This window comes from Chryseobacterium sp. Chry.R1 (genome assembly GCF_039645525.1).
Taxonomy (GTDB): domain Bacteria; phylum Bacteroidota; class Bacteroidia; order Flavobacteriales; family Weeksellaceae; genus Chryseobacterium; species Chryseobacterium proteolyticum.
Window position 1 is genome coordinate 2,846,861 of sequence record NZ_CP151793.1, and the last position, 13,810, is coordinate 2,860,670.

At 34.9% G+C, this 13,810-nt stretch carries 11 protein-coding genes; 5 read left to right on the top strand and 6 right to left on the bottom strand.

The features are described 5' to 3' along the window. Positions 1–7: 7 nt before the first annotated feature. The 4 genes from pgl (at position 8) to AAEU33_RS12875 (ending at position 5,655) form a co-directional block, all read left to right on the top strand. Positions 8–718 carry a 6-phosphogluconolactonase gene (gene pgl, locus AAEU33_RS12860; protein WP_345987919.1) on the top strand — a complete coding sequence of 237 codons (711 nt, stop codon included), beginning with the start codon at positions 8–10 and terminating at the stop codon, positions 716–718. Positions 719–1,036: 318 nt separating this feature from the next. Continuing rightward, on the top strand, positions 1,037–2,338 hold the full coding sequence (locus AAEU33_RS12865) for a M20/M25/M40 family metallo-hydrolase (protein WP_345987921.1): 1,302 nt from the start codon (positions 1,037–1,039) through the stop codon (positions 2,336–2,338). A gap of 835 nt (positions 2,339–3,173) precedes the next feature. Beyond that, positions 3,174–4,835, top strand: a complete 1,662-nt coding sequence (locus AAEU33_RS12870; RefSeq protein ID WP_345987922.1) for an FAD-binding dehydrogenase — start codon at positions 3,174–3,176, stop codon at positions 4,833–4,835. Between the two features lie 16 nt (positions 4,836–4,851). Continuing rightward, complete coding sequence (locus AAEU33_RS12875; protein WP_345987924.1) at positions 4,852–5,655, top strand: SDR family oxidoreductase; 804 nt, start codon at positions 4,852–4,854, stop codon at positions 5,653–5,655. 278 nt (positions 5,656–5,933) lie between these two features. On the opposite strand, the gene AAEU33_RS12880 is transcribed toward AAEU33_RS12875, so the two are convergent. Next, positions 5,934–6,458: an SRPBCC family protein gene (locus AAEU33_RS12880; RefSeq protein WP_345987925.1), complete on the bottom strand. Its 525-nt coding sequence runs from the start codon at positions 6,456–6,458 to the stop codon at positions 5,934–5,936. A gap of 728 nt (positions 6,459–7,186) precedes the next feature. Between AAEU33_RS12880 and AAEU33_RS12885 the strand changes: the two genes are divergently transcribed. Further along, positions 7,187–8,731 carry a tetratricopeptide repeat protein gene (locus tag AAEU33_RS12885; protein WP_345987926.1) on the top strand — a complete coding sequence of 515 codons (1,545 nt, stop codon included), beginning with the start codon at positions 7,187–7,189 and terminating at the stop codon, positions 8,729–8,731. A gap of 325 nt (positions 8,732–9,056) precedes the next feature. On the opposite strand, the gene AAEU33_RS12890 is transcribed toward AAEU33_RS12885, so the two are convergent. The 5 genes from AAEU33_RS12890 to AAEU33_RS12910 all read right to left on the bottom strand — a co-directional run bounded on the left by AAEU33_RS12890 (position 9,057) and on the right by AAEU33_RS12910 (position 13,755). Next, a complete protein-coding gene (locus AAEU33_RS12890; protein ID WP_172278750.1) occupies positions 9,057–9,458 on the bottom strand; it encodes a hypothetical protein in 402 nt (133 codons plus the stop codon). Between the two features lie 55 nt (positions 9,459–9,513). Continuing rightward, positions 9,514–10,248, bottom strand: a complete 735-nt coding sequence (locus AAEU33_RS12895) for a response regulator transcription factor (RefSeq protein WP_345987928.1) — start codon at positions 10,246–10,248, stop codon at positions 9,514–9,516. A 3-nt stretch (positions 10,249–10,251) separates the two neighbouring features. Then, the gene (locus tag AAEU33_RS12900; RefSeq protein ID WP_345987930.1) at positions 10,252–11,310 is read right to left on the bottom strand and encodes a histidine kinase; all 1,059 of its coding nucleotides are present in this window, start codon (positions 11,308–11,310) and stop codon (positions 10,252–10,254) included. Positions 11,311–11,542: 232 nt separating this feature from the next. Further along, positions 11,543–12,748: an MFS transporter gene (locus AAEU33_RS12905; RefSeq protein WP_273648278.1), complete on the bottom strand. Its 1,206-nt coding sequence runs from the start codon at positions 12,746–12,748 to the stop codon at positions 11,543–11,545. Positions 12,749–12,840: 92 nt separating this feature from the next. Further along, positions 12,841–13,755, bottom strand: a complete 915-nt coding sequence (locus AAEU33_RS12910) for a helix-turn-helix transcriptional regulator (protein WP_345987931.1) — start codon at positions 13,753–13,755, stop codon at positions 12,841–12,843. Between the last annotated feature and the right edge of the window lie 55 nt (positions 13,756–13,810).

A 13,810-nucleotide genomic window follows, 5' to 3' on the forward strand; every position in this document is an offset into this window, starting at 1 on the left:
GAAAAAAATGAATATTACGATATTTGAAGATCTGGATAAGCTGTATAAAAAAGCAGCAGATACCTTTGTTGATCTTTCAAAAAAATCAATAGAGAAAAACGATAAATTTGTTGTCGCGCTAAGCGGAGGCTCTTCTCCTAAGGCTATTTTCAACTTGCTGGCAACTCCCGGATATGCAGAAAAGATTGAGTGGAATAAAGTGTATTTCTTTTGGGTTGATGAACGATGGGTTCCTTTAGATGATGACAAAAGCAATGCTAAAATGACTTTTGAAGCCTTACTCAATAAGGTTCCGGTTAACAAAGATCAGGTTTTTCCAATGTATAAGGAAGGTATAGCACCTGAAGAGTATGCTAAAGACTATGAACAACAGATCCGAAAAGTTCTTGGGCCGGACGGTATTTTCGACTTCATTCTTTTAGGAATGGGAGATGACGGACATACGGCTTCTTTATTTCCGGGAGAAAATGTTTTGGATGAAAAAGAAAAGTGGGTATCCGCTTACTATCTGAAACCTCAGGAAATGTTCAGAATTACTTTAACGGCACCATTGATCAATAAAGCGGATAACATAGTGGTTGTTGCATTTGGGGAGTCTAAAAGGCATGCGCTGAATGAGATACTCAACGGAGAATATAATCCCAAATTATATCCGATGCAGCTTATTGAGAAAAAAGCAGGTTTTCAGTTTTTCACAGATGAAAAAGCAGGAGGTTAAAATCCGGCTATTTTAAAAATATGCCAATTGGAATATAGAAGTTGGCCTCACTGATCACCGTAATTTTATGCAATGTTTTATAAAAGGCGGTCGTGAATTGATACCTAAGTATTTGGACGGACAAATCACAAAATGTGATTTGTCCGTTTTTTTGATACGTATAATAATCTTTTTTTTCTGATTGTAAAATTGGTTGTTGCAGGTTCAAGTTCTTAAAATTACTGCAATGCTAAACAACATCAGATGTAATGAGAAAAGTATGATAATTGTCTATATTTAATAAATGGGTAATCCCAAAAAACGAGAATAAATATTTCCATGAAAAAACTCCTGTTAGGCCTAATTTACCTTAGTGTTTCTGCTGTTTCTGCACAAAAACTGAAAAAGCCAGTAATATCCAACTCTAAAAAAGAGTTTTTTTCCCATCAATCTATTCAGCTCGAAACCGACAAAATTTTTCAAAAACTTGTTGAGATCCGAAGAGATTTTCATAGAAATCCGGAATTGGCAGGTCATGAAATTCGGACTCAGAAGATGCTAAAACAGTATTTGATTGCCTTAGGACTTGAGGTAAAAACAGATATATATGGATATGGAGTAGTAGGAATTTTAAGAGGCGGACGAGAAGGAAAGAAAATAGCCTGGAGATCCGATATGGATGCGCTTTCAAATGATTTTCCGGATCCGCAGCCTTTCAAATCAGAAACAAAAGGTATTCAACATGGCTGTGGTCATGATGTTCATATGGCGGTCGGCTTGGGAATCGCTGAAGTTCTTGCTAAAAATAAAAAATATTTAAAAGGAACCGTTTACTTTGTATTCCAACCGGAAGAAGAAACTTTTATGGGAGCTAAAGGGATGATGAATACTAATTTATTTTCCAAAATAGCTCCTGATGAAATATATGGTCTGCACGTAACCGCTCTCCCGGTCGGAGAAATAATAGTGAAGCCGAATGAAGTATTTGCTTATCAGAAAAGAATACGAATTGAATTACAAAAAGAATTATCAAAAGAAGAGATAAAAAATTTAACCAATAAAATCCATACCTCTTTGTCCCGGATGAACACAGGAAGTAAACCATGGGAAATCAGACATATAGTAGATCCGGATATAGGATTGATAAACCCTAATACTATTTTTAAGGATTATCGCTTCATGGACGATAAGTTGAGTGCCTATTCTAAAAAAGACCACTTCTTTCTCGAAGCTTATTTGTATGAGACCAATGCGTCATGTATCCCGGAAATAATTCCTGAAGTTAAAAGATTGGTGGAGGATATTTATAAAAGTCAGCTTATTTCAGTTTCATTTATACAAGAAAATCCTACGGTCATCAATGATGAAAAACTGACAGGTACTGCAATAAAAACCATTCGTGATATTTACGGGATCAATGCAATTTCTCCTGATTATGGACAGGTTCCGTTTTTTAATGATGACTTTGCCTATTTTCAACAAAAAATACCGGGTGTATATTTTCTTCTTGGAGGTTCCAACTTTGAAAAAGAAATGATTGCTATGAATCATTCTCCAAATTTTCAAGTGGATGAAGAAAGTATAAGAACAGGGGTGAAGTATTTTTCATCACTGATTATTGAACGACTTTATAAAAACTAAGTTCTTTCAGGAAACTTCCTGGATATTGTAGGAAAGGCTTAATGTATTTTTTAACATAAAAAACGCAATACAGTATGTGTATTTCATTTAAAAGTGAATTAATTAAATTATATAATCATTTATTAATGGGATATTAAAGGCAATAATTTGTCACTAATTAATGAATTTTTGTAATTTAGCCAAAACTTAATCAGTAAGTAAACTGAACGAATTTGCTAAAAATTTAGATTGTCGGGGGTATTTACTAATAACCAATACAAGAGGTTGTCTTAAATGGCAGCCTCTTATTATTTATTATGAGTAGCCCGAAATGGGAAACAGTAGGGCGATAGACAATAAAAAAGCCTTCCGGAGAAGGCCTAAAAAAAAACACAAATGTGATTAAATCACAAGAAGTTCAAATATAATAAAAAAATCCTCAACCTAAGTTGAGGATAAAAACTAATAACCATGAAACTCAAACATGAGTCACGTGCATAGTAAACGGAGCAAATGAAATAATATTTTGTAAAAAATAAAGAAAATACAGGAAAATCTGTGTTTAAAGTGGTTGTGAGGTGTATATTTTTTTATTTTTCTGTTTTTTTATCGAATATTTTTTGAATAATAAGGGATTTAACTATATCAAATTAAGTATTATAACAAAAGTGGTCCCTTTCTTTTGTTATATTTTTTACTTCTAAATCCCAACTTTTACACCATTAAAGTCCTTTATCATATTATATTCAAAACATAATAAAAGTAGAATAAAATTAGTAAAGCTGAAAATAATTGACGCTCTATAATGTTAAAATCTATTATCTTAGTTAATAGAATTTTGTTACACTTACCGCCAATGGACAATGAATTTCAACCAGATGCAATTATCGTAGGTTTTGGTTTGGCAGGACTTACTGCTGCTATGGAAATAACGAACGCCGGAAAAAAAGTATTATTGATCGATCAGGAGACAGAACAGAATATCGGAGGACAGGCATTCTGGTCTTTTGGTGGTCTTTTTCTGATTAATTCTCCTCAGCAGCGAAGAGTAGGAATTAAGGACTCTTATGAACTGGCGAAACAGGACTGGATGGGAACAGCAGGTTTTGATCGTAAAGAAGATTACTGGCCGAAACAATGGGCAGAAGCTTATCTGAATTTCGCAGCTAACGAAAAGTATGATTATATTTCTAAAATGGGAATTAAGCTGATGTTCATGGTGGGGTGGGCAGAAAGAGGAGATGGCTCCGCGGATGGGCATGGTAACTCCGTTCCTCGTTTTCATGTAAGCTGGGGCACTGGGACCGGAGTTGTAAAACCTTTTGTAGAAAAGGCTTACGAAACAAAAGCAAAAGGGCTTCTTGAAATGAGGTTCAGGCATCGCGTTACCAGCCTTATTACAGAAAATGGTAAGGTCACAGGTATTGAAGGAGACATTCTTGAAAATGACAATAAAGAAAGAGGTGAGGCAACCAGCAGAATTGTTGTTTCACAATTCAAGTACAGTGCACCCCATATTATTATTGCTTCCGGAGGAATAGGAGCTAATCATGAACTGGTGCGCAAAAACTGGCCGCAACGATTAGGTAAAGCTCCTGAAAAAATGGTATCTGGAGTTCCTGCTTATGTAGATGGGAAAATGATAGGGATTACTGAAAATGCTGGAGCTGATATCATCAATAGGGATCGGATGTGGCACTATACGGAAGGTCTTCAAAACTGGAATCCTATTTGGCCGGATCATGGGATCAGGATATTACCGGGACCTTCATCCCTGTGGTTTGATGCGAATGGAAACAGGCTTCCAGCGCCTTTCTTACCTGGGTTTGACACATTGGGAACCCTGAAATACATACAGGATACCGGGTTTTCTTATTCGTGGTTTATTTTAACACAAAAAATCATTAAAAAAGAGTTTGCCCTTTCTGGCTCCGAGCAAAACCCTGACATTACAAATAAGGATTACGGTCTTTTTTTTAAAAGAATCTTTGGGAAAAAAGCACCAGGTCCTGTGGAAGCTTTTAAAGAACATGGAAAAGATTTTATTGTATCGGATAATCTTCAGGATTTGATTAAAAGGATGAATGAACTTTCCGGAGATCATCTTTTGGATTATGAAAAGGTAAAATCTCAGATCGAAGCCAGGGACAGAGAATTGGATAACCCGTTTTCAAAAGATACACAGGTAAATTACATAAGAAGTACCAGAAAATACCTTGGAGATAAATTGGGAAGAGTAGCCACACCACACAAGATACTGGATCCACGAAACGGACCTTTAATTGCGGTAAGGCTTAATATTCTGACAAGAAAAACGTTAGGAGGGATTAAGACCAATCTGAATGGACAGGTTTTAAGAGAAGATGATACAATAATAGAAGGACTTTATGCGGCTGGGGAGGTTGCAGGTTTCGGAGGAGGAGGAATGCATGGCTATCGTGCCTTGGAAGGAACCTTTTTAGGAGGCTGTATTTTTTCAGGAATGAAAGCCGGAAAATATATTGCCGGGCTGAAATAAGATAAAGAACAATATCATGAGCACCTACTTTGATGATAAAACAGTTTGGATCACAGGGGCTTCTTCCGGAATAGGAGAAGCATTGGTAATGGAGCTGGCAGCAAAGACTACAGCAAAAATAATTCTTTCATCCAGAAAAGAAGATCAGCTGGAAGCAGTTGCGCAAAAAGCAAAGCTGTCCAAAAATCGGTATGCGGTATTACCACTGGACCTTTACAACTATAAGAATTTGGCTATTGTTGCAGCAGAAGCGGCAGGAAAATTCGGAAGTATTGATGTTCTTATTAATAATGCAGGATTGTCTCAGCGGTCTCTGGCAATGGAAACTGATATTGAAGTTGATAAACGTCTGATAGACATAGATTATATTGGGACAGTGGCCCTTACCAAAGCAACAATTCCTTACATGATCAGGAACGGAGGAGGACAGATTGCTGTTGTTTCAAGCCTTATGGGTATTTTCGGGGCTCCGATGCGGAGTGGTTATGCGGGAGCAAAACATGCTTTGCATGGTTTTTTTGATGCTCTTCGGGCAGAATTATACAAAGAAAATATTCTGATAACTATTATTTGTCCGGGGTTTATACAAACCAATATTTCAATGAATGCCGTAACCGGAGACGGATCTTCACAGGGAACCATGGATAATGCAACCCAAAATGGTATGCCGGCTCACGTTTTTGCCAGAAAAATGCTTCGTGCGATTGAAAAGAAAAAATACCAGAAAGCGATAGGAGGCAAGGAAGTTCTGGGTGTTTTTCTTAAAAGATTTTTCCCTGCATGGCTGGCCAGGATTACCAGAAAAGCGAAGGTAGTTTAAAAAATCGTACAGGCAATTCCAATTGATCAAGAATGTATATGAGGTAGACTATATATCCTGTTTCATAACAGGTGAGATAAATTCTTTGTAGTAATCCAGAGTGGAAGTAGTCAGTTTTATAAAACCTCCCGGGTAAGCGAGAGGTATATAAACTGTTGAGATTATAATAACACAGGTTATTAGACTATAAAGATATAAAGATTTTAAAATTAAATGTCATTATTTTTGTTAATTATTCGTTATCTGTAGAATAATTATGGCTTTTTTTATTAAAAAAACTATTTTTCGGCTTGTATTTTTAGATTTCTTAACCATTCCTGTAAAGAATGTTCCAGATGGCTCTGGAATTTTTTATGCATCATGGTAACAAGCCATCCTTCCATACTTTCATCTACAACAACGGTCGTGTTTACACCATTCGGAACAAATGTCCAGTTGTGAATCGCAAAAGCACCGAATGCCGGACCTGACCACCCGATTTTGCGGTAAGGAATTGCAGTGTGTAGGGTGGATCTGATTGTAAGACCTCCACTTTTCCAATCGAAACTGTTGTCTTTTTGAAAAGGTACCGTCATTACCGGATCCTGGATGTCTTTATTCCAGGCAGACCAATGATTAACATCACTCATGATCTGATATATCTTTTCCGGAGAAGCATGGATAGTGATATGTTGTTGTGTCTGAACAGGAGCATTTCGGTTGATATCTTCTGAAACTTTATAAGAACTGGTAAGTTCTAATATGCCAATGATCAGGAGCAGCGCTGTTAATAAAGCTAAAACACTAAAGAGAAACTTTTTCATAATGTTGTTTTTGAATATTTTGATACACGAAGCTATCGATTTGTTGTTCACGTTTATTGTAAGAAAACGAAATAATACAGGTCTGCTTTTGATTTAAAGAAGAATCATACATTATTATTTAAATAGTCATTAAAAAAAATCCTGGACCAATTGGTCCCGGATAAAAAACAGTTTAAAACTATTAACACTAATTAATGATTATCTTGAAGTTTCAAAGAATAATCAATTATAAAAACTGACTTATTATTACTTTTTCTCATCATTTGTGTTTTTTGCTTATTATTAGAAAAACTATATATCTTCTTGAAATTTTTTGATGACCAGTAATTAAATGTATTTTTTAGCGTTTAACTGCAATTTTTTTTCATTTTGTGTTTTTTTTAAGTTAAATTAAGAGATTGTGTTAATTTTTTTAAAAGTGATCTTTATTGAAGTTGATCTTTTGTTGTTTTATTTTATTTTCTGATTTAAATAATTTCCTGTCACAAAACTATAATGAAAAAACTTATAAACAAACCTTAAAGCGCCTATTGTGCAGAGATGTGTTAATTTATGTATATTTGTGTAAGTGCATTTTTTTATATGATTGATTGTGGTCATAAATGTAAATTGGTTAAATGGAAAAACATATAAATACACAAAATATACAGGGATTGAGTTGTACTGAAAAGCAGTCAATAGTCCTGTAAAATAATTACCAATTGTATATATTTAATTAATTTAGAAACATGCTAATAAATAAAGTATTAAAAACATCCACATTCTTTATTGTTTTTTTTATTTTTTGTAGTAATACCGGGGCACAGAATAGCAGTAAAGAAATTGATAGTGTAAGCCGGTTGTTGGAAAAAAATTATATAACAGGAGATAATAATCCAGGACTCACGCTTAAGAATGCTATAGTTCTTTATTATCTATCCCGTGAAAAGAAATTTTACCCTGGGCAAGTTTATTCAATATTTGAAGAAGTTAGGATATATCAACTTAATGGTGATTTTGATGCGGCTTTGGCCAAAATTAATGAAGGTGTAGATCTGGCGATAAAACAAAATGATTACAATATGATATGTCGCATTTTGTTATCTTATCATAAAGTACTCTTACAGCTTGATCACCTAAGTGCTGCAAAACAAATTTTAAATAAATGTGAGGAGTATAATAAACTTGTTACTATAGAGAATGATAAGCTGGTTAATGATATACACATCACAGTGGCAAAGGCTGAGCTATTGACGATTAGTGAAAATTTTAATGAAAGTACCAAGCAAGAGGTTGTCATACTTAAAAAACTTGCTTATTCACAATGTCTAAAAATAGGTAATGAAAGCAGATTAAAGAAGGTAACCACAATCTGTACACTTGAGTCCCTGGCCGGTTCCCTGGCACGCTTTAAAAAAGTAGATGAAGCCAGAAAGTATATCGCTATCACAGATCAGTTTCTTGCTTCATTTCCGGACGATAGATTTATCATCCAGAATTTAATAAATAAAGGAATCGTTGAAAAAGAATCCGGGAATTATCCTGCAGCTATTAGTTATTTTTCAAGGGCTATTATGGACTCCCAAAAAGATCATAACCGATATGAGCAGTATGAGGTGTATGCCATGATGGCTGAATCATATGAAGGATTGAAAGATTATGAACAATCTACTTATTTTTCAAAAAAGTATAAACGGATCATAGATAGCGTTGATCTGGTAAAGAAAAAATCAGGGGATGTAAATTTTATTAATAAAATAAATGGTAAGGTTTCTGACAATGTAGAAGAGGTGTCATCAAAACCAACAAATATTGCTATTGGTGCAGGTGTTATTCTCTTAGCAGCTCTTTTTGGTTTCCTTTATTATAAAAAGAAACAAGGAAATAAAGAGGATAATTCTATTCAGAATAAAATACCAGATGAAGTGCCGGCAGATATCATTAACTTCGAAAAAGCTGAAACGGAAACTGTAAAGGATAACATTTCAAATGCAAAATCAGAAAATACAAAAGAACTGATACTTTTAGCTAAAGAAGATATCAATGCATTTTACATAGAGTTCCAGAAAATATATCCTAATTTTTATCCTACCCTGAAAAGTAAATACCCTGATCTGAATATTTCCGATATCAACTTCTGTACACTTCTGAAGATGAATTTTGGAATTAAGGAAATATCTCAATATGCCAATTCTACAATCAGAGCAGCTGAAGCGAGAAGATACAGGATCAATAAAAAGATGGAGCTGAAAAATCAAAATGAGCTATATATGATACTATCATCTATTAATTAAAGGAACAGGTATTTGTATCAAAATCCGAAGCCACAGGTGACTTCGGATGAAAACAATCTGAATTGTTTATAGTGAAAACGACTATTTAAACGATAAGGAGAGCTTTATCATATAGACGGCTGGCTCTACTGGCTTCACGTGCTTTTCATTGTTTTTTCTGGGGGACGTTTATTAATTTTCGGACATTACTTTTCCTGCAGTTTTGTTGTAAACTGTTAAATAATGTTGAACGATTAAAAAAATAAATGAAAAGCAGCTAATCTTTAGAATAAAGCCTGCGAAAGAAGCCAGAGGAGCAGCCTGATAAGAATAAAGGACATTTGGCTTATTTATACTTAATGAAAGTAGCCTGTATCTTTTTTACTTTCATGTTAGTGGTTACCGAACCACCGGTATAAGTATTATTTTTGCTTCCTTTCTTCATGTTTCCAAAATCACTTTTTGAACTTCCCGTAACCTCTTCTGTCAGCTTCATAATAACACCGTCTGCACCTCGTGACTTGCCTAATTCAATCGCTTTTTGCTGCATAGCATCCATGGAACTGAAGCCTTGATTGATTTCTGTTGTCCCCATTGTTTCATGTTCTCTTTTTACATCAGCAGCATCAAAATAAACATCTACGTTTTGGGTGGCAGCATATGTTTTCCCAAAATAGGAAGGTGCACATGATGTTGCCGCTGAAAGGGCTAAAACTCCAACGGATTGGATTAATAATGATTTTCTCATTTTTTTGATTTATAAATTGATTGTTTGTGTATATATTGGTTTATTGTCTGTAATCCTATTCCGGGCCTTCTTCTTTTTTATTGGTAATTACTTTACCTAGCATTTGATTCATAAAAGATTCGCGGTAAGTCTGCCCGATTGGTATCTGGTTTTTAGTAAATTCGAGTTGGACTAAATTTCCATGGATCATCATAATAAAAGGGACTGCAATAATGAATGATTTATGTATTCTGAGAAAATGATCACCTGGTAATTTATTTTCAAGTCCACCGATATTTAACAATGCCAGAATCTGTTCCCCGTCTTTGGTGTGAAAGCATACATATTTTCCTTTTCCTTCTATGTATACAATATCCTGGGTTTTAATTTTTATTAGTTTTCCTTTATATTCTGTCTTAACCATGATAAAATCGTCTTCTGCATCTTTTGTAGATAAAGAAATAATTTCCTGCGCCCGTTGTACTGCCTTTAAAAACCGTGGAAAGAAAATTGGTTTAAGCAAATAATCTACAACATTATGGTCGAATCCGTCTAAAGCATACTCTCTGAAAGCGGTAGTGAGGATGACTTTATACCTGTCATTTAGTAATGGTAGAAATTCAACTCCTGACATACCCGGCATTTGAATATCGAGAAAAATGAGATCCACTTCCGTAGTATTCAAAATTTGTAAAGCTTCTGCCGGATTCATAGCAGAACCTACAAGTTTCAGAAATGGTGTTTGCTCAATATGCAATGCGAGTAATTCTATTGCGTGCGCTTCATCATCTACGACAATACAGTTAATCATAATTTAAAGATTAATGGTTATTTCATTTAAATAATAGTTTTCATCTTCCTTAACAGCAAAGGAATGCTTATCACCGTACATGAGTTGTAAACGTTGCTTCACATTGCTTAATCCTATTCCTTTTGAGGGTTCTTTGGGGCCTTTCTTCTTTTTATTGCTGACAAGGAAATAGATCTTATTTTTTGTGGCTTCCAGCTCAATGGTTACCTGGTTTTTTTCATCATTCAATTCCCCATGCTTAAAAGCGTTTTCCACCAAAGTAACCAATGCCAGAGTCGGGACATAAGATATGTAAGCTTCATCGGTTTCAATATGTTGATGATACTTTACTTTTAGCATATGATTGAACCGGATCTGATTCATTTCTATTACTTTTTTCATATGATCAATTTCCAATGCAAGAGGCACTGTTCCAAGTTCATCCCAATCATCCAGAGCATAGCTCATAATCTCTGAAAGAAGATGTACCGCATGGGCTGCCTCCGGGCTTGTTTTAAGGGTTTTTGTATAAATAAAACTTAGCGAATTGAAAATAAAATGAGGATTGATCTGATATTTTATGGCAGCAAGTTCGGCTTTTAATTTTTCCTTCTCCAGCTCTTCTTTACGCTTACGCATTTCATTGGAAATTATTATCGTGGCAAAAAAGACGGCTATCAAAATGATAACAAGATCAAGTAATGCAGCAGTGAGAAAGAATACGTTGGGTGAAACGTAACTTGGATCTGTGGGTTTGGGGTTTTGAATCTGGAAATTCCATATGTATTCATAAATGGTCAGTATGGTAAAGAATAAAAGCCCTTGTAAAATTGCTTTCTTCCAGTTTCTGGTTTTTATTAGAGGGATCAGTAACTGATAAATAAGAATATAGTATACAATGGTTCCCTTTACAACAGTATGAATAAAATTAATATAAAGCTGACTTCCTGTTCCGAATTGTTTAAGGGTGGTCTCCAATCCCTGTAATCGGATCAGAAATAGAAATGCCGCCACACTCCACGTCGTATAGATCATCAGAATGATCATTATCTGTTTCCATTGTTTTTTGGCGAACGTTATCATGAATATACTTTATTTTGAGCTTTTTATAATTAGATTTTAATTAAATAGGGAAATAAGAAATATAAGTTTCCGTATTCTCTATGAAATTACAATAATTTTATTTTGACAGTGCAATATTAACTCATATACTCTTTAGCATAAAACATTATCCACCAACAATTGTATTCCCGGCATCAACAATTTGATTCGGGTTATTTTATAATCAGCAGGTATGAAAATAAAAAAGCAGAGATCAATTCTCTGCTTTTTCTTTTTGTAAAGTGTGGTTCATGGTAAGAATAATACCCAGAAGGATTATTGCAATAATTAGATACCGCCAGGAAAGATCTTTCTGTAAACTAACAGTTCCGCTTACGGAGATAATGAAACTTGTAACCGAAGTAATAATATACACCAGTCCTCCCATCAGTCCACCGGCAGTCCCTGCATTCTTAGGGAAATAAAGCATACTTGTTGTGAAGAATGAAGTAAATAGAATCCCCGAACAGATATGAATAAAAAATGCAAAAGGGATCATGATATATAAACTTTCAGAAAAATAACTTATAATAATGAGTCCCGTAATGAGAGTTAATTGTAGTATGATAGGCTGCAGTATTCTTGCTTTAAAGCCTAATGATACTCTTTTTTTACCGATAAACCCACCGATCATCCAGGAGAACCCAAGGATTAGTGTACAGTATCCGATAACAACAGGGGTAAAATGGAAAGTATTTTCGATAATAAAGGGACCCGTGATATTGAATAGCATAACAATCGAGTAGCTTAATCCTAAAATAATAATGCCCAGCATAAAAATACGGTTCCGGAGCATCATTTTATACAAGCTGATGTTTTCGGAAAAATTGAGTTTCTTTTTTTGTGGAAGACTTTCTCCACTGAAAAACCATTCAAATAGCAGTATGGCTCCGGCATAAAAAGCCAGAAAGTAAAAATTAGCATGCCAGTTGAATAATTTTTCCAGATATCCACCAAGAAATGGAGCGAGAATCGGACCTAAGGACCAAACAATTGTAAAATAACTGAGATAATGTTTTACTTTTTCCGCATCATAAATATCAACAAAAATAGCCCGTGTAGCGACCACCAGTACTGATACGGCTATCCCTTGAAGGATACGGAGAAGGCAAATCAGTAAAATACTATTGGTCATGGTGATTAGAATACTTGTAATTACCAATAAAAACAATGCGATTAACTTGGGGCGATACCGGCCGATGCTATCCAAAATTCCTCCCACGAATAGTTGGGAAATTCCGTAGCTCAGCAAATAGGAGGTAAGGGTAATTTGTATATCTTTTTCAGAAACATGCATTCCTTTAGCCATTGAGGGGAAGGAGGGCAGATATATATCTGTAACAAACCCCGATAATGGAATGGATATAAAAGCCATAATGGTGATCAATCTGATCCTTTGTTCAGATGCTTCTCTCAACATAATTCATCTCTTTTTTTAATGATACAAAAATAAGCCGGGAATTTTTGATATCAATTTTAAAAGACAAAGAAAAAATTACAAAATTCAAAGAATTAAATCGCGTGCTTGAATTTGAGCGGCGAGGTATTTGAGTATTTTTTGAAGAAATTATTAAAATGAGAGGGTTGATCGAATCCCAAAGTGTAACCGATTTCAGCAATATCCCAGTTGGTGTATTTTAAAAGGTTTTTAGATTCCTCAAACATCCTTTCCTTAATAATATGTGTGGTAGTAAGCTGGGTTACAGATTTTACAGAAGAATTTAAATGATTGACGTGTACATTAAGCCGTTCGGCAAAATCTGATGCGGTTTTCAGGGCAAGCGGATAGGCAGGAGAATCTAAAGGGAACTGTTTGTTGAGCAATTCGTCAAAAAGACGGTACAGGCGTACATTTGCGGGAAGTTCATCAGGATCAACGTCTTCTACGCGGTTTTCTAGGACAAGATGAAGGACAGATGCCAGATGACTTTTAATGCTTCCGCAGCGAAACGGATAATTTGAATTATTGAGCTTGTACATTTGTTCAAAATACACCGTTGTCAACTGAGTCTGTTCTTCTGTCAAAAATACAATAGGCATGCTCCATTCCTTAAATAATGATGTTTTCTTAAATAGCTTGAATTCCGAACTTCCGTTAAAGAATTCCTGATTGAAAAGGCAGAAGTAGCCTTCCTGCAGATCCCCATCGCATTCCCATGAATAAGGAATATTTGGAGAGGGAAAAAACAAAGCAGGACGGTCTACATACAATTCCTGTTGTCCATATTTAAAAGTTCCTTTACCGATGATGAAGCTTATTTTGTAATAATCACGACGATTGTACGGGCTTTTGAAGCTGCAGTATCTTCGCATAGAGATATTAAAGTGTGATTTCCCCAATTCAAAATCGTGAGAATCAAACATTTTTAATTGGTTTTCTCTGATATTTCTGTAATAGTCTTCAATGGTTTCCAGCCGATCGCTCATAACTTTAAAATTATAAAAATCAAAGATACGAAAACCTAACGACAGATATTGCAAG